We start from the raw sequence: 17,001 nt of genomic DNA, 5'->3' as shown, positions 1-17,001 counted from the left end.
ATGACCGATCGTGCGGTCGCCGTCGCGGCGGCCCCCCGAGAAGACGCCGCCGACCCGGCGACGACGACCGCACCCGTTCGCCGGGCCGCTGCACGCGCAGTGGCCCGGCGGGCGACCCTCGCCGGATGGCTGCTGCTCGTCCCCGCGCTCGGTTTCTACATCGGGTTCGTCATCTGGCCCCTGTTCCAGGGCGTGCAGTACTCCTTCTACGACTGGAACGGCATCGGCGTGGCCCGGTGGGTGGGGTTCGAGAACTACCTCACGGTCTTCACCGACCCCGACCTGCTCGGCGCGATCCGCAACGCCTTCGTGCTCATCGCGTTCTTCACGTTCATCCCGGTGGGGCTCGGACTGGTGCTCGCGACCCTGATCCGCGGCATCCGGAACAAGGCTTTCGCCGCCACCGCGCAGACGGTGCTGTTCCTCCCGCAGATCATCCCGCTGGCCGCCGCCGGTATCGCGTGGTCCTGGATGTACGCGCAGACCGGCGCCGTGAACCAGATCCTCGGGTGGATCGGGCTCGGCTGGATCACCCGGCCGTGGCTCGCCGACTACGGCACCGCCCTTCCCGCGGTAGGTCTCATCGGCTCGTGGGTCCTCACGGGACTGTGCACCGTGCTGCTGCTCACCGGGCTCGGCAAGATCGACGTCTCGCTGTACGAGGCGATCCGGCTCGACGGCGCGGGCTGGTGGCGCGAGTTCTTCACCATCACGCTGCCGGGCCTCCGGCAGGAGATCGCGGTGCTCGTGACCGTCACCGTCATCGCCGCCCTGTCGAGCTTCGACATCATCTACACCTCGACGCAGGGCGGCCCCGGGCGGGCGACCCTCGTGCCCGGCCTGTCGATCTTCCGCATCGGCTTCACCCAGAGCGACGTGGGCCTGGCATCCGCCTTCGGCATCGTCCTCATGGTGCTGGTGCTCGTCGTGGTCCTCCCCATCCAACGCCTCTCGAGAGCGAGTGACTCGTGATCGCCAGCCGCACCGAGCGCGTCCTCGGAACCGTCCTCCTCGCCGTCGCGGCGATCGTGACGCTGCTGCCCCTGATCAGCATGTTCTCCGCGGCGCTGCAGCCCGCCGACCGCAACCCGACCGGGCTCACCTGGCCGACCGACCCGCAGTGGGGCAACTTCGCCACGGCGTTCGAGACCGGACACGTGTGGCAGCTCATGGGCTCGAGCCTCGTGATCGTGCTCGGCGTCGTGCCCGTCAGCCTCGTCGCCGCGACCCTCGCCGGGTTCGCGCTCGGGTCGCTGCAGGTGCGGTTCGGGCGCGGAGTGCTCGTCTTCTTCGTGCTCGGCCTCACGATCCCGTTCGAGGCGCTCATCATCCCGCTGTACTACCAGGCGCAGTCGATGGGCACCGTGAACACCCCGTGGGCCGTGATCTTCCCCCTCATCGGGCTCTTCATGCCGTTCGGCGTGTTCTGGATGCGCGCGCACTTCATCAACGTCCCGCGCGAGCTGTCCGAGGCCGCACGCGTGGACGGGGCGTCGCTGTGGCGCGAGTTCCGCAGCATCCAGCTGCCGTTGGCGGCGCCGGCGCTCTCGGCGCTCGCGATCCTGCTGTTCATCTGGACCTGGAACCAGTTCCTGCTCCCGGTCGTCCTCATCGCCGACCCGCTGCAGCGCACGGTCGCGGGTGCCCTGACCTTCTTCCAGGGGCAGTACTCGCTCAGCATCCCCCTGCTCAACGCGGGCGCCCTCATCATCATCACGCCGGCCGTCCTGCTCTTCCTCGTCTTCCAGCGCCAGTTCATCCGGGCGCTGGTGCAGGGCGCGGTCAAGGGCTGACCGCTCGACCCCTCCATCGAAACGGACATCATGACGTTCACGCTGCCCGACCACTGGGTCTGGGACTTCTGGCTCGCCCGCGACGGCGACACCCACCACATGCTCTTCCTGCAGGCGCCGACCAGTCTCGGCGACCCCGACCTGCGCCACCGCAACGCCACGGTGGGGCACGCGACCTCGAGCGACCTGCGCTCATGGACCGTGCACGGCACGGTGCTCGAGCCCACCGGGGGAGAGGCTCCGGATGCCACGGCCACCTGGACCGGCAGCATCGTCGAGGCGGCGGCGGGGTGGCGCATGTTCTACACCGGGTCGCGGTTCCTGGAGCCGGGCCGCATCACCAACGTCGAGACCGTGCTCGCGGCCACGTCGGACGACCTGACGGAGTGGGTGAAGGACCCCGGCGTCGTGGTGGCCGCCGACCCGCGCTGGTACGAGACGCTCGCGGCCGGCACCTGGCACGAGGAGGCGTGGCGCGACCCGTGGGTGTTCGCGGACCCCGACGGCGACGGCTGGCACATGCTCGTCACGGCCCGCGCCGTCGACGGTCCGGGGCGCGATCGCGGGGTCGTCGGACACGCGTGGTCGCCCGACCTCGTGCGGTGGGAGGTGCGGCCCCCGCGCAGCACCGCCGGGGCGGGGTTCGCGCACCTCGAGGTTCCGCAGGTGGTGCAGGTCGAGGGTCGCTGGGCGCTGGTGTTCTCGTGCGACTCCGCACATCTCGCCGGTCATCGCGAGGGCGAGCGCGGTGGCATCTGGGCCGTCGCGCTCGACGATCCGCGGGGCCCGTACGACGTGCGTCGCGCGACGCTCGTCGCCCCCGAGAACCTCTACAGCGGTCGTATCGCCGAGGACGCCGACGGCCGGCCGGTGCTGCTGGCGTTCGAGAACGTGGCCGCCGACGGGGCCTTCATCGGCACCCTGTCCGACCCGCTGCCGGTGCGGTGGGACGGCGACCGTCTCGTCGTGACGGAGGACCTCCGATGACCGCGGTGCGGGGCTCCGCGGCATCCGGGTTGGCCCCGGTCGCGGATGCCTTCCGCGCGGCGTTCGAGAGCCACCCGGGCATGGGCGGCGCGCTGTCGGTGTGGATCGACGGGCGCGAGGTCGTCGACCTGTGGGGCGGTGTCGCCGACTCCCGCGACGGCCGCCCGTGGGAGCGGGACACCCCGACGGTGGTGTTCTCGTGCACCAAGGGGCTCATGTCGATCCTCGCGGCTCGGCTCGTGGCATCCGGTCGCCTCGACTACGACCGTCCGCTCGCCGAGCTGTGGCCGGAGTTCGGCACGTGGGGCAAAGACGCCGTCACCGTCGGCGACGCCCTCGCGCACCGGGCGGGGGTCTCGGCGCCGCGGGTCGACATCAGCCGCGCCCAACTGCTCGACTTCGACGCCGTCTCGGCGATCATCGCGGCGCAGCGGCCGCTCTGGACCCCCGGTGAAGGCTGGGCGTACCACGCGCTCACGCACGGCTGGATCTCCGGCGAGATCGTGCGGCGCGCCGGGGGAGTCGGGATCTCCGCCGCCTTCGCCGAGATGGCGGACGCGGTCGGCGGCGGGGCCTGGCTCGGGATGCCGGCGGAGATCGCGGCATCCGTCGCCCACCTCGAAGTGGGGCCGACCCTCGCCGCGGGCGTCGCCGCGCAGGCCGCCGCGCGCGACCCGCACGGCGTCGACTGGCTCGACCGCGCGATGACCCTGGGCGGCGCGCTGCCGCCCACGCTCGTCACCGAGGACGACGGCTTCAACGCCGACGACGTCCGCGCCGCGGTCATCCCCGGCGCCGGGGGGATCAGCACCGCCCGCGCGCTCGCCGCGATGTGGTCGGCGACCGTGGCCGAGACCGACGGCGTCCGGCTCCTCGACGACGCGACGGTCCGTGCCGCCGGGGCCCTGCGCACGAGCGGTGCCCCGGTGTTCGACGCTCCGGCGCCGTGGCCGGAGTGGGGCGCCGGAATGCAGCGGGATTCCGCCGCGCGCCGCTACCTCGGGCCGGGCAGTGTCGGGCACGACGGCGCCGGCGGACAGGTCGCGTTCGCCGACCTCGACGCCCGCGTGGGCTTCGCGTTCGTGACGAACCGCATGGAGTCCGAGGACCCCCGTGCGACCCGCATCGTCGAAGCGCTGCGGGAGGCGCTCGGCTGAGCCTCCAGCGCGTGAGGTGCCAGAATTTGTCGCTTCGGGCGTGCCCGAAGCGACAATTCTTGGCACCTCACGCGCCCGGGAGACGCACCCACAGCTCGCCGCGGCGTTCGATCGCGCCGGCGGCGGCGAACGCCTCCAGCCACCCGCCCATCGGCCAGACGCCCCAGCGGCGATGGAACGCGGCGCCGTTGCGGAGGATGTCGTCGAGGTGCCGCCACGGCGGCGAGGACACCGGATGCCACTGGTGGTACGCGTCCGCCCCGCCCGTCCACACGAGCGGAATGTCTGAGGCCCGCGCCGTCCACGCGAGGTCGGTGTCCTCGGCGCCGTAGCCCTCGTACGCGTCATGGAAGCCGCCGAGGCGTTCCCACGTCGCCGGGGTGACCGCGAAGGACAGCGACCAGAAGAGGTCGTACTCGTCCGGCTCGGCGGTCCGCGTCTGGCCCGGGGGGAGCGCGGGGCGCGCCCGGTGCGGCCGTGTCACGTGCGGCAGGTCGGCCACGGCCGGACGCTGCACGCTCGCGAGGTACGTCACGGGTCCGGCGAGCAGCGCGTCGGGATGCGCCGCGGCGGCCTCGGTGTACCGCGCGACGAGATCGGCACCCGGCAGGCAGTCCACGTCGAGGAAGACGAGCAGTTCCGCACCCTCCGCGATCGCGGCGGCGGCTGCGGTGTTCCGGCCCGCGCCCACGCGGAGTCCGTGCGGCCCGGGCGGGACGTGCCGCGTCAGGACGTCGGCATCCCGGATGCCGTCCGGCGGCGTCGCATCGAGGAAGACCTCCGCGCGGAGGGCCTCGGGGGCCACCGCGGCGAGCACCTCGCGCTGCCGTTCGAGGTGGGCCCGGCGGGCCGCGGAGGCGACCGTGAGGACCGCGACCTTCACGGGAGCATCGCCTCGATGGCCTCGGCGGCGCGCTCGGCGGCGCCGGTCACCTGCCAGCGCGACCAGTCGGGGTCGTCGGTCGCCGCGGCCTCGACGAGCGCCACGATCCCCTCCGCGTCGATGTCGTCGGGGGCGACCCGGGCGAGACCCCACCGGTGCAGCGCGCACGCGGTGTGCCGCTGCTCGTCGAAGGGGCGGTCCTGCGCGACGACGACCGCGCGCGCTCCCGCAGCGGCGAGGTCGGCGACGCTGTTCTGCCCGGCCGCGCTGACCACGACGGTGTGCGACGTCAGCAACGGCCACGGGTCGTCGAGGCGCGACGACGCGTCGTGTCCGATCGCGCGCGTGCGCCAGCCGGCGGCGGACAGCCGATCCTCGGCGTCGCGGCGCACGTCGTCGGCGAGCACCTGACCGAGGAAGAGCACCGATCGCTCGGCATCCCCCTCCTCCGGGGTCCGCCCGTCGTAGCGCGAGATCCCGCCCGTCCACACGACCCGGTCGGTCCGGGTGGTGAGCGCTCCGGGCGGGACCGCTCCGTGCGCCCACGGGGCGAGGATGCGGTCGGCCAGGTCGTAGGCCAGGGCGTGCGCTGCGTCGGTGCGTTCCCCGGGCTGCGTCACCGCGAGCGTCCGCAGTCCCAGCAGCCGCGCGAAGGCGACGACCTCGGCGCTGACGTCGACGACGATCGCCCGGAGGTCGGCGGCGCTCCGCGCGAGGAGCGTGAGGCGTGCGCGGTGCCCGGGATGGTCGTGCGGCGCCCAGTGCAGGGCGCCCCGGACGGTGGGGTCGGCCGTGCCGGGGTCGAACACCGTGCCGTCCTCGTACTCGATCGCGTCGGCGTCGTGGGGGAGGACGATCCATTCGACGTCGTCGCCGAGTCCGTTCGGGCGGGGCAGCGACGAGAACGCGCGCACCTTCTCGCGCAGGTGGGGCTGCACCGCGAGGAAGCGGGCGACGTGCCCGTACCCGTGGTGATGGACGTACCAGCCGATCACCACGACACCGCCGGGATGCGACGTTCGGTCGCCGGCTGCGCGGTGTGGGCGAGCACCCGCTCGACCTCGCGGTAGCGCCGGCTGAGGGCGTGCTCGCGCACCGCGGCGCGGCGGGTCCAGACGCGCGTGAGCGGTTCGCGGTGGCCCTCGGAGGCGAGGTCGCGCGCCGCGTGGGCGAGCGCCGTGACGTCGCCGGGCATGACGGCGGCCGTCCCCGGCATCCCGGCGAGGACCTCGGAGACCCCGCCGATGTCGAACGCCGCGACCGGTGTGCCCGTCGCGAGCGCTTCGGCGATGACGAGACCGAACGGCTCCTCCCACATGGGGGTGACCAGGGCCACGGCCGAGGATCCCACGAGGCGGCACAGGTCGGGCTGGTGGAGCGCGCCGACGTAGTGCGCGTGCCCGCCGAGGCGAGGTGCCACCTCCTGCTGGAAGTAGTCGACGTCGCCGATGCGGCCGGCGACGACGATCTCGGCATCCACCGCCCGGGCGGCCTCGATGGCGAGGTGCGGCGCCTTCTCGGGGACGATGCGTCCCGACCACACCCACCGCGGCCCGCCGGGACCGCGCGTCCAGCGTTCGGTGTCGATGCCGTTGGGGAACACGAACGCGTCGACACCCTCCACCGACCACGCGCGCGCCGTGGCCTGGCTCACCGCGACGAAGCGGTGCGCGCTGCCGCGCACGTACGCGGCGGCCTGGAGCATCGGTTCGAGCGGGGGCGTGTGGAGCGTCGTGACGACCGGGATGCCGGCATCCCGGCTCCACCGGATCGGGGCGGGGTGGAGGCTGTGGTTGTCGATGACGTCGACCTCGTGCCGGCCGGTCCGGAGCCGCTCCAGGAGCACGTCGTGCGCCGCGTCGGTCGCGGCGGCGTACCCCTCGGGATAGCCCGTGTCCGAGGAGTCCTCCACGCGCGACCAGGTCGGTGCGGGCAGGGCGAAGCCGGGGGAGTCCTCGAGGAAGTCGGAGCCCTCCGCGGCGCACAGCGTGACCTGGTGCCCGCGGTCGCGCAGCCACCGGACGCGGTCCCACACGGTCGCCTCGAGACCACCGGCGTGCGGCTGGCGCAGCGGGTAACGCGACGGGGCGACGACCAGCACCCGCAACGGCTTCGGCGCGCGGGTCATGCCGCGTGCTCCGTCCGCATCGATCGGCGGTATACAGCGACGTGGGCCTGACGCACCCGCTCGCGTTCGTCGAGCCGCTCGACCCGGCGACGGGCGATCTCCGCACCGCGCGCATCGGACCCGGCGACCGACCAGCCCTCGGCCGTGGCATCCACGATCGCCCGTTCCAGCGACACGGGGTCGCCGATGCGGAACGCGTGGAAGTCGGCGGGATGCTGCGCGGCGACATGGCCGACGCGCGTGCCGACGACGGGCACGGCGAGGTCGTAGCAGAGCTCCGCCCACCCCGAGTGCGTGCCGTGCGAGTAAGGGAGCAGGCACGCGTCGAGGTCGGCGAGCCACCCGGCGAGGGCGTCGTCGTCGAGCCGTGCCGCGCGCTCCACGGTCACGCCGTCGGTGCCGTCGGCGAGGGCGTCGATGGATGCCGCGGCGTCGGGGTCGCGCACGTTCTCGTTCAGGCGCACGACCGCCTCGATGTCGGCGCCCCGGGCGCGCAGGTCGGCGACGGCGCGGACGAGCGTCGCCACCGTCCCCACGCCGTCGATGTTGGGGCGGAGGTCGCGCAGGTGAACCCCGACACGGGTCCCGGCGTGCGGGCGACCGACGGGAAGGGCGGTGCCGTCGACGAGGGTGGGGTGGGGGATCACGACGCTGACGCGGCCGTAGTCGCGCTCGACCTCGGCCGCGGTGGGCGCGGTCAGCGTGGTCACCTCGTCGGCCCCGGCGAGGAGCACGGCCAGCGCGGCGCGGTGCGCCCCCTGGTCGGTCAGCTGCGGGTTCTCGAGGTCGTGGACGGTGTAGACGAGCGGGAGGCCCAGCCGGCGGAGGGCGGCGACCGTCGCGGACAGCTCCTCGGTCGAGGAGGACTCGCTGCCGAAGTGCACGTGGACCACGTCGATCTCGTCGGCGTGCGCGTCCAGCCACTCGGGCAGCAGCACCTGCGGCGGCCACCACTGACCGGGGGCGGCCCCCGGCGGCGGCGGGTCGGCGCGCAGATCGACGAAGCGTTCGTCGGTGACGGCCCGCGTGTACGGGTGCCCGGCGGGCACGGCGGCGACCCGGATCCGGCGAGGGGCGGTGGCGTCGATCGGGGGTCCTCCTGGAGTGGGGCGATGGGGGATGTATCGCATCAGGAGAGGAGTCGCAAGGCAACGGGACCGTTGCGAAGGCGACGGCACCGACGGCGTACGTTCACATCATGCGCGGTAGAGAGAGCGGCTCCGAGAGCCTTGCGGACGAGGATGCGGCGGTGATAGCGCGCCGTCGGCACTACGCCGAATTCTTCGGCGATGTCCCCGCGCCGGAGGGCTACGGCGTCGTCGTGGGCAACTGCCAAGCCGAGTCGATCCGACTGGTCGTGTCGAACGACACCCACCCCGGGGTGCGGGTCCCCGCGGTGCACGAGATGGATGCCGCGGACGCCGAACGCCTGCACCGGCTGCTGGCGGGGGCGTCGTTCCTCGTCGTGCAGCCGATCCGCGACGATTATCGCGGTCTTCCTCTCGGCACTGCGCAGCTGCGCGCGGCGCTGCCCGCCCGCGCCCGGACCGTGGTCGTGCCCTCCCTCCGCTACGGCGGGCTGCAGCCGTTCCAGGCCGCGATCCGGGTCCCCGGCGTCGACGAGGACCCACCGCTCGTGGCGTATCACGACGTCCGACTGCTCGCGGAGGCCGCGGGGCTCCCGGTGGCCCCCGTGCTCCCGCCGGACGCGGTGCGGGCCGTGGCCGAGGACTCCCTCGCGGAGCTCCGCCGCCGCGAGGACCTCGGCGTCGACGTCGTGGCATCCGATCTCTACGCCCCGGTGGTGGCCGACCTCGCCCGGACGGTCAATCACCCCGGCAACGCGGTGTTCCTGCCGCTGGGGGAGCGCATCGTCGCGGCCCTCGGCGCGCCCGGGACCGCGGTCGACCCCGGGCGTCCGATCCTCGCCGGCGTGCGGGCACCGCTCGAACCGTGGGTCGTCAAGGCGTGGGACCTGGATGCCGAGCCCCGCCCCGACTGGATCGTCGCCGGCGAGACGCTCGATGCGCGCACCGTCGCCGAGGCGCACCGCGGGTGGTACGCCGCGCATCCGGAGTTCGTCACGGCCGCGGTCGAGCGCCTCGCCCCGCTGCTGCGCCGGTGGCGCGCGGCATGAGCATGCAACCGGTCCTTCTGGCGCCCGCCGGGCCGCACGGGGTCGCGGTGTACGCGCGCGCCGTCGCGGACGACGTGCGTGCTCTCGACCCTTCGTTCCGCGTCGCGACGGGCCCCGACCTCGACGCCCTGGCCGCCGGGACGCCGCTGCACGTCCATGTCACCGAGCGTCTGTGGGGGCCCTCGCCCGAGGAGGCGACCGAACGGCTCAGCGCTCTGGCCCGGCGGCATCCGCTCACCGTCACCCTGCACGACGTGCCGCAGGCCTCGGACGGCGAACGCAACCGCCCGCGCCGCCGTGCCTTCTACGCCGCCGTGACGCGGGCCGCTCACGCCGTCGCCGTCAACAGCGCCCACGAGCGTGCCCTGCTCGCCGAAGAGGGCGTGTGGGACGGACCCGTCGAGATCGTGCCCCTGCCGGTGCCCGCGGTGGCCCCCGCGTCGCGCCCGCAGGCCGACGGCACCATCGGCGTCCTCGGGTACTTCTACCCCGGCAAAGGACACGACGAAGCACTCGCCGCCGCCGTCGAGGCGGGCGTCGGGCGACTGACGATCCTGGGCCGCGCCTCCGACGGACACGCCGCCGACCTCGACGCGTTCGTCCGCCGTGCCGCCGACGCGGGCGTCGCCGTGACGGTGACCGGGTGGCTCGACGACCGCGAGATGGCCGAACGCGCCCGCGCCGTGTCGGTCCCCGTGATCGCGCACCAGCACGTGTCGGCGTCGGCGTCGCTGACGTCGTGGATCGGGTGGGGGCGCCGCCCGATCGCCCTCCGCAACCGGTACGTCGACGAGATGGCCGCGCTCCGGCCCGGGACCCTGCTCCCCGTCGAGCCGTCCGCGCTCGCGGCGACGGTGCGCGCGGCGGTGGAGGATCCGGATGCCACCTGGCACGGCATCCACCCCGTCCCTCTCGGTCCTGCCGACGTCGCCCGCGCCTACCTGGCGTGGTGGGCCGCCCTGCCCGCGCCCGCCGGCGCCGCGTCCGCCGCGCCCGCGCCCGCCGAGTGTCCAAGACACGCCGATGCGCCCCACCCCGACTCGGCGTGTCCTGGACACTCGACGCCCGACGACGCGCCGTGGGTCGTCGGGAACCGCTGGGACCTCGTCGCCGGGCGCGAGCCCGAGCCGCCGCGGGTCAGCGTCATCGTCACGCACTACGACCAGCCCGCGGAGCTCGCCCGCACCCTCGCGGCCCTCGCGCAGCAGGACCACCCGGCTGCTCGCCTCGAGATCGTGGTCGCCGACGACGGCTCCCCCGAGGCCCCGGTCGTGCCGGACGGCGTGCGGGTCGTGCGCCAGGACGATCGCGGCTTCCGGGCGGCGGCCGCCCGCAATCTCGGCGTCGCGGCGAGCACGGGCGATGTCCTGTGCTTCCTGGATGCCGACACGACCCCCGAACCCGGATACGTCCGTGCCCTCACGCGCCTGCCCGCCCTCCTGCCCGAGGCCGTGACGGTGGGCCGGCGCCGGCACGCCGACTTCGCCGGGGTCGGCGTCGAGGTCCCGGTCGCCGAGGCGGGGCCGGAGCGGGAACTGCCCGAACCCGCGTGGCTGCGCGAAGAGTACGCCCGCACGGGCGACCTGCTGCGGGCCGACGACCGCTCGTACCGGTTCGTGATCGGGGCCGTGTCGGCCTGCTCGCGGCGGTTCTTCGACGAGGTCGGCGGTTTCGACGAGACGTTCACCGCGTACGGCGGCGAGGACTGGGAGTGGGTGCACCGGGCGTGGCAGGCCGGCGCGGTGCTCGCCCACGTCCCCGACGCCGTCGCCTGGCACGACGGCCCCGACTGGTCGGGGCGCGACATCGACCGCACCCGCGAGGGCAATCGTCAGACGCTGCGTCTCGCCGGCGACATCCCCGTCGCCGGGTCGGCCGGGCGGGGACTGCTTCCCGCGGCCCCCGACCTCGTGGTGCACCTGGCGGGGGAGCATCCCGAGGCCGCCGTGTTCGTGTGCGTGGATGCCGTGCTCGCGGCGTTCCCGCGCGCGACCGTCGTCCTCGACGCGCCGCCGACGATCGCCGCGCTCGCCGCGGATCCGCGGGTGAGGTCGGGAGCGGTGCCCGACGCGCGTGTCGTGTGGCGCCTCGACCGGCCGGTGCTGCTCGACGGCGTGGACGCGCTCGCCGAACGGCTCGCGCAGCTCGGACAGGGCGCGGAGGGGCGGCTTCGCGTGAGCGCCGCCGACGGGACGATCGTCGGCACCGCCGTTTCGCGTCGGGCCCGGCGCCGCGCCGAGCGGTGGGGCGCCGAGGTCGGGTTCGACGGCGGCGACATCGTGGCATCCGGTGTCCATGTCCTGCGCGACGAGCCGCACCTCGAGGCGTGGGTGGGCGGCTGGGGCGGCCTCGAACGCTTCACCTGAGGCCGCTCGGCCGGTGCGGACGCCGGGGTCTCGCCGCCGTCGCGTCCGCTCCTTCGCATAAACGCGATTCGCGCGCAGAAACACGTGGACAGCGTGTTTCTGCGCGTCGATCGCGTTTATGAGGCAGCCGCGCGCCGCTGCCTGCCCTGGGACAATGGAGGGATGACCGCCACGCTCGTCGCCCAGGGACTCGCCGGAGGCTACGGTCACCGCACACTGTTCGAGGGCGTCGACCTCACGGTCGCCCCGGGCGATGTCGTCGGCGTCGTCGGGGCGAACGGCGCGGGCAAGTCGACGCTCCTCCGGCTCCTCGCGGGCGTCGACGAGCCGCTCGCCGGGACGATCGCGCTCGCCCCGGCCGACGCCTTCGTCGGGTGGCTGCCGCAGGAGCACGAGCGCGTCGACGGTGAAACGGTCGCGGCGTACATCGCGCGCCGCACGGGCTGCGCCGAGGCGACGCGAGAAATGGATGCCACGGCCGCGGCCCTCGGCGACCCCGAGGCCGTGGGCGCCGACGCCGCCTACGCCACGGCCCTGGAGCGCTGGCTCGCCAGCGGTGCGGCCGACCTCGACGAACGGATGCCGGTGGTGCTCGCCGACCTCGGGCTCGAGGTGGGCGCCGACGCGCTGATGACGGGACTGTCGGGCGGACAGGCGGCGCGCGTGGGGCTGGCGGCGCTGCTGCTGTCGCGCTTCGACATCGCGCTGCTGGACGAGCCCACGAACGACCTCGACCTCGACGGCCTCGAGCGTCTCGAGACGTTCGTCGCGGGCCTCCGCGGCGGGGTGGTGCTCGTCAGTCACGACCGCGAGTTCCTCGCGCGGTCCGTCACCCGCGTCCTCGAACTCGACCTCGCGCAGAACTCCCACCGCGTCTACGGCGGCGGGTACGACGCGTACCTCGAGGAGCGGGCGACACTGCGCCGGCAGGCGCGCGAGAAGTACGAGGAGTTCGCTGAGACCAAGGCCGACCTCGTCGCCCGTGCGCGGACGCAGCGGGAATGGTCGAGCCAGGGCGTCCGCAACGCGATGAAGAAGTCGCCCGACAACGACAAGATCCGCCGCAAGGCGTCGATGGAGTCGAGCGAGAAGCAGGCGCAGAAGGTCCGGCAGATGGAGAGCCGCATCGCGCGACTCGACGAGGTCGAGGAACCGCGCAAGGAATGGAAGCTCGAATTCACGATCGGCGCCGCGCCGCGGTCGAGCGCGGTCGTCTCGACGCTTTCCGGTGCGGTCTTCCGGCAGGGCGACTTCACTCTCGGGCCGGTGTCGTTGCAGGTGAACGGGGGCGAGCGGATCGGCATCACCGGACCGAACGGTGCCGGGAAGACGACGTTGCTGCGTGGCATCCTGGGCCGTCAGAGTCCGGACGAGGGCTCGGCGTCGCTCGGATCGAGTGTCGCGATCGGGGAGATCGATCAGGCCCGGTCGCTGCTCGTCGGCCAGCGGCCGCTCGCCGATGCGTTCGAGGGGCTCGTGCCCGAGATGAGCGCGGCCGACGTGCGCACGCTGCTGGCGAAGTTCGGGCTGAAAGCCGACCACGTCGCCCGCCCCGTCGACGGGCTGTCGCCGGGGGAGCGCACGCGCGCCGGGCTCGCACTGCTCCAGGCGCGCGGCGTCAACGTGCTCGTGCTCGACGAGCCCACGAACCACCTCGATCTGCCCGCGATCGAGCAGCTCGAGCAGGCGCTGGAGTCGTACACGGGCACCCTGCTCCTCGTCACGCACGACCGCCGGATGCTGGACGCCGTCCACACCGACCGCCACTGGCGCGTCGAGGCGGGCCGGGTCGCGGAGCTGTAGCCGCGGCTTGGGGCGTTGCGGTTTGCGGCGGCCTGTCGCGGGTTGCCGTGCGGGAGCCACGCATAAACGCGATCCACGCGCATAAACACGGGCAGAGCGCGTTTATGCGCGTGAAAAGCGTTTATGCGCGGGAATCCGCGGCGCGAGCGGTGCGGCCCGCGGCGGCACGGCGGCGATGGCCGGAGGCGCGCAACGCGTCAGCGGCCCTGGCGCTTCTTGTACGGCTTCGGCTGGCCCTTGACGATCGGGGCGCGGCCCTTGCCCTTGGATGCCTTGGCCTTCCCGCCCTGCGCCTTCGGGGCCGCGGCCGCCTGCGGAGGCGCGTCGGCGATGCGCGCTCGCGCCTCATCGAGGAGCAGCACGCCCGCCGGAGTCAGCGTGGTCGGCGGGGTGCGCGACACGAGCGGCTGCCCGACCTCCTCCTCGAGCTTGTCGACCGTGGTGTACAGCGAGGCGAGCGGGATGCCGAGCTTCTCGGCGGCGCGCGGGAAGTGCAGCTCCTCGGCGAGGGCGGTGAACCGGACGAGGTGCGCGAGCTTCATGGCATCCATTCTCTCGGGTCAGCCCGGGTCGCCGCCCCACCCGGGTTCGGTCCGCCATTTCACGTGAAATGGTCGAGGTCACCCGCCGTGGGGGCGTCAGGACGCGTGCGTTCGACCAGATCACGTGAAATGGCCCCACCCCCACCACCACCGCGGCCCCGGGCCCCGCTCACGCCGCCAGGAACCGGTCCGCCGTCCGCAGCGACAGCGCCATGATCGTGAGAGCGGGGTTGGCGGCGAGGGCCGAGGGGAAGACGCTGTTGTCGCAGATCCAAAGGTTCGGAACCTCGTGCGAGCGGCCGTCGCCGTCGACCACGCCGTCGGCGGGGTCGGTCGACATGCGGGCCGTGCCGATCGTGTGCGCCGAACGCGCGAGCACGAACGTCTCCCGCGCGCCCGCGGCTTCCATCACCCGCAGCAGGAAGGCCGTCGCGTGCCGGTCGAGGGCCTTCTCGTTCGGTCCCGCGGTGAACGTCACCCGCGCGCGGGGGATGCCGAACTCGTCGGTCTCGTCGGAGAGCTCGAGGCGGTTGTCGTCCGACGGCAGGCAGTCGCCGTTGATGCCGATGCCCGCCATGTGCTGCGCCTGATCGAGGCGCGCCATGAGCTCGCGGCCCCACAGCCCGCCGCCGCGGGCGAGGGTCGTGGCGAAGGTGAGGGGCATCACGCCGAGGCTCTGCACGAGGTAGCCGCCGGCGAAGTCGGCGTCGCCGGGCCGCATCATGTCCTCGGTGATCAGCGACGACGGGTAGCCGCGGTGCCCGCGCACGGGCGCGTCGAAGCGTCCCCACACCTGCGTCGCGCCGTGCGCGAGGAAGTTGCGGCCGACCTGCCCCGACCCGTTCGCCACACCGGTGTGCAGCAGCAGACGCGGCGTCTCCACCCCGCCGGCCGCGAGCACGAGCGACCGGCACCGCTGGCGGACGTCCACGCCGTCCTGCCGGTACACGACCGCGGCGACGTGCCCCCGTGCGTCGAGCTCGATGTCGTGGACCATCGCGCCGGTGCGGATCTCCGCCCCGGCGGCGACGGCGGCCGGGAGGTAGGTGTTGGCGGTGGTGGCCTTGGCATCCACCCGGCATCCCTGGTGGCAGGCGCCGCAGTTGATGCACGCGCGGCGTTCACCGTGATGCTCCTGCAGGCGCGCGCGGGTGAGCACCGCGGCCGGAGCGTCGGCGTACCGGATGCCGAGCGCCTCGCACCCGCGGGCGACCAGGTTCGCGGGCGCGTTGCGCGCGGCAGGACCGTACGCGTACGAGCGGTCGGGATCCCACGGGTACGGCGTCTGGCCGGAGACGCCGATGTCGCCCTCGACGCGCGCGACGTACGTCAGCAGCTCGGCGGGGTCGAGCGGCCAGTCGCGTCCCTCGCCCGTCTCGGTGCGCAGCCGCAGGTCGCGCGCGTCGGGGCGCGGGGTGAACGCGCCCCAGTGCAGGGTCGACCCGCCCACCCCGCGGCCGCTGTTGTTGGGGCCGAAGGCGGTGGGGTCGTCGCCGCCGCTCAGGCGCTCCGACATCCAGTTGATCTCGACGGCCTCGGTCTCGTCGGGCGTGAGGTCGTCGAGGGCGAAGTTCCGTCCCGCCTCGAGCGCCACGACCGAGAGCCCGCGCCGCGCGAGCTCGGCCGTCAGCGGGGCGCCGCCCGCGCCGGTCCCGACCACGACGACGTCGACGATGTCGTCGGTCCCGTGCATGCGCATGCCGTCGAGGTTCATGCGGCGTCTCCCGTCGCGATCGTGCCGCCGACGCCGGCGGGCTCCCAGTCCTCGCGCCGTCCGAGGGTCAGTTCGACGTAGCCGCGGATCGGTGCGCGGCCGCCGGTGGCGAAGCCGTCGAACCCGGTGCGGGCCATGCTCGCGGGGTGCGCGAGCCACTGCCGCACCAGGTCGACGCGCGCGTCTTCGAGCCAGGCCGCGAGCAGCTCGGCATCCAGGGGTCCGCCCGTCGGGCCGTTCCCCTCGATGGCCGCGCCGAGGACCTTCTCGCGCTCGGCCGGGTCGGTGGGCCAGTGCGCGGCGAGGGTGTCGAGCCCGGCGCGGTAGGCCTCGGGGTCGGGCGGAAGTCCGTCCGGGCGCCACCCGTCGCCGTCGCCGCGGGCCAGCTGCGCGTCGACGCGCGCGGCGATGTCGATCGCGGGGCCGTCCTGCGGCACGACGAGATCGGCGATCTCGCGCAGCAGCGTGAGCTGCGCGAGGTCGAGCACGCGCGGCGCGTACCCGCGGTCGTCGGGCACCGCCCGGCGGTTCAGGATGCCGCGCACCCGGTCGTCCACGCGGTCGCCGGCGATGAGCCGCGCCCACTCCTCGGGCACGACCGGCCCCGCGAGCACCTCGTCGGCGACGAACGCGGCGATCGCGTCCGCCGCCTCTGCGGCGCGCTCGAGCGGGATCATGTGGCCGGTGTCGGCGAGCGCGTGGAACCGCGCCCGCGGATAGACGTCGGACAGGAGTCCCGGCTGCGCGGCGGCACCGAGGTCGGCGTCGTCCTCGCCCGCCAGCACGAGCACGGGGAGGTCGAGCGTGCCGACCTCGGCGCGCGCATCGACACGGCTCCCGGTTTCGAGCCACGCGCGCCACGCCGTCGGCGACGTGCGGCGGAGGTCGGTGAGCGCGAGGCTCTGCGCGCCGGGGTCGAGGGGCCGCGCGGTGTTCTGATCGATGAAGGTCTCGGCATCCGGTTCGGAGATCGCCCCGTCGTTCACCCACGAGAGCATGAGGGCGCGGCGCTCCTCGTCCATCGGCTCAGGGCGCGGCGGCGACGGCGCGAGCAGCACCATCCCCGCGAGCCCGGTCAGCGGCGCGGTGCCGTTCAGCACCCGGGATGCCACGAGCCCGGCGATCTTCCCGCCCATGCTGTGACCGCCGAGGATCCAGCGACCGCGGGCCTCCTCGTTCAGGATGCCGACGACGTGCGCGACGGTGGCGTCGAGCGACGTGTCGGAGGCGGCGGTCTCCGACACGAAGCCCGGCAGATCGATGCCCTGCACGTCCACGCGGCCCGCGAGCGCGTCACCGAGCCGGCGGAACGATCCCGCGCTCGCCCCGAGGGCGTGCAGCAGGTACAGGGTGGGGACGTCGTTCGGGCTCGGCATGCCTTCACGCTTTCGCACCCCGGGGCCGACAACGGGTCGCTTGCGCCCCGCGACGTTTTAGGCAAGACAGCATGCCCCCCCGTCCTGCATCCCGCGTGAGTTGCCGAGAATTGTC

Annotated in this window: 14 protein-coding genes; 7 read left to right on the top strand and 7 right to left on the bottom strand. The window is 74.0% G+C overall.

Going from position 1 to position 17,001, the window contains the following annotated elements:
• Genes CSIV_RS01395 through CSIV_RS01380 form a run of 4 tightly spaced genes read left to right on the top strand, consistent with a single transcriptional unit; the run spans nt 1 to nt 3,937 of the window.
• Nucleotides 1-972: a carbohydrate ABC transporter permease gene (locus tag CSIV_RS01395; RefSeq protein ID WP_202400990.1), complete on the top strand. Its 972-nt coding sequence runs from the start codon at nt 1-3 to the stop codon at nt 970-972.
• Nucleotides 969-1,793, top strand: a complete 825-nt coding sequence (locus CSIV_RS01390; protein ID WP_077049643.1) for a carbohydrate ABC transporter permease — start codon at nt 969-971, stop codon at nt 1,791-1,793. Before CSIV_RS01395 ends, CSIV_RS01390 begins: the two co-directional genes overlap by 4 nt.
• Nucleotides 1,794-1,823: 30 nt before the next feature.
• A complete protein-coding gene (locus CSIV_RS01385; protein ID WP_077049642.1) occupies nt 1,824-2,780 on the top strand; it encodes a family 43 glycosylhydrolase in 957 nt (318 codons plus the stop codon).
• On the top strand, nt 2,777-3,937 hold the full coding sequence (locus CSIV_RS01380) for a serine hydrolase domain-containing protein (RefSeq protein WP_077049641.1): 1,161 nt from the start codon (nt 2,777-2,779) through the stop codon (nt 3,935-3,937). The genes CSIV_RS01385 and CSIV_RS01380 overlap by 4 nt, the downstream gene beginning before the upstream one ends.
• Nucleotides 3,938-4,004: 67 nt before the next feature.
• Here CSIV_RS01380 and CSIV_RS01375 read toward each other — a convergent pair whose 3' ends face one another.
• Genes CSIV_RS01375 through CSIV_RS01360 form a run of 4 tightly spaced genes read right to left on the bottom strand, consistent with a single transcriptional unit; the run spans nt 4,005 to nt 7,997 of the window.
• The gene (locus tag CSIV_RS01375) at nt 4,005-4,820 is read right to left on the bottom strand and encodes a glycosyltransferase family 2 protein (protein ID WP_077049640.1); all 816 of its coding nucleotides are present in this window, start codon (nt 4,818-4,820) and stop codon (nt 4,005-4,007) included.
• Nucleotides 4,817-5,815 (bottom strand): glycosyltransferase, encoded by a 999-nt coding sequence (locus CSIV_RS01370; protein ID WP_077049838.1) that lies wholly within the window; start codon nt 5,813-5,815, stop codon nt 4,817-4,819. The genes CSIV_RS01375 and CSIV_RS01370 overlap by 4 nt, the downstream gene beginning before the upstream one ends.
• Nucleotides 5,812-6,948: a glycosyltransferase gene (locus tag CSIV_RS01365; protein ID WP_077049639.1), complete on the bottom strand. Its 1,137-nt coding sequence runs from the start codon at nt 6,946-6,948 to the stop codon at nt 5,812-5,814. Before CSIV_RS01365 ends, CSIV_RS01370 begins: the two co-directional genes overlap by 4 nt.
• Nucleotides 6,945-7,997 carry a glycosyltransferase gene (locus tag CSIV_RS01360; RefSeq protein WP_077049638.1) on the bottom strand — a complete coding sequence of 351 codons (1,053 nt, stop codon included), beginning with the start codon at nt 7,995-7,997 and terminating at the stop codon, nt 6,945-6,947. Before CSIV_RS01360 ends, CSIV_RS01365 begins: the two co-directional genes overlap by 4 nt.
• Nucleotides 7,998-8,146: 149 nt before the next feature.
• Here CSIV_RS01360 and CSIV_RS01355 point away from each other — a divergent pair, with 149 nt between their 5' ends.
• From CSIV_RS01355 to CSIV_RS01345, 3 genes are all read left to right on the top strand, one after another.
• A complete protein-coding gene (locus tag CSIV_RS01355; RefSeq protein WP_077049637.1) occupies nt 8,147-9,085 on the top strand; it encodes a WcbI family polysaccharide biosynthesis putative acetyltransferase in 939 nt (312 codons plus the stop codon).
• Complete coding sequence (locus CSIV_RS01350; RefSeq protein WP_237488768.1) at nt 9,082-11,451, top strand: glycosyltransferase; 2,370 nt, start codon at nt 9,082-9,084, stop codon at nt 11,449-11,451. Before CSIV_RS01355 ends, CSIV_RS01350 begins: the two co-directional genes overlap by 4 nt.
• 162 nt (nt 11,452-11,613) lie before the next feature.
• Nucleotides 11,614-13,254: an ABC-F family ATP-binding cassette domain-containing protein gene (locus tag CSIV_RS01345; protein ID WP_077049636.1), complete on the top strand. Its 1,641-nt coding sequence runs from the start codon at nt 11,614-11,616 to the stop codon at nt 13,252-13,254.
• Between the two features lie 197 nt (nt 13,255-13,451).
• Here the strand turns inward: CSIV_RS01345 and CSIV_RS01340 are convergent, their stop codons facing one another.
• The 3 genes from CSIV_RS01340 to CSIV_RS01330 all read right to left on the bottom strand — a co-directional run bounded on the left by CSIV_RS01340 (nt 13,452) and on the right by CSIV_RS01330 (nt 16,886).
• Nucleotides 13,452-13,796 carry a LysR family transcriptional regulator gene (locus CSIV_RS01340; protein ID WP_077049635.1) on the bottom strand — a complete coding sequence of 115 codons (345 nt, stop codon included), beginning with the start codon at nt 13,794-13,796 and terminating at the stop codon, nt 13,452-13,454.
• A gap of 169 nt (nt 13,797-13,965) precedes the next feature.
• Nucleotides 13,966-15,510 carry a GMC family oxidoreductase gene (locus CSIV_RS01335; RefSeq protein ID WP_077049634.1) on the bottom strand — a complete coding sequence of 515 codons (1,545 nt, stop codon included), beginning with the start codon at nt 15,508-15,510 and terminating at the stop codon, nt 13,966-13,968.
• Nucleotides 15,507-16,886 (bottom strand): alpha/beta hydrolase, encoded by a 1,380-nt coding sequence (locus tag CSIV_RS01330; protein ID WP_077049633.1) that lies wholly within the window; start codon nt 16,884-16,886, stop codon nt 15,507-15,509. Before CSIV_RS01330 ends, CSIV_RS01335 begins: the two co-directional genes overlap by 4 nt.
• Nucleotides 16,887-17,001 lie beyond the last annotated feature (115 nt).

This window comes from Microbacterium sp. CSI-V, from assembly GCF_001984105.1.
Lineage (GTDB): Bacteria > Actinomycetota > Actinomycetes > Actinomycetales > Microbacteriaceae > Microbacterium.
The sequence above is the reverse complement of the archived record's forward strand: the minus strand, read 5'-3'. Positions and strand labels throughout refer to the sequence as shown.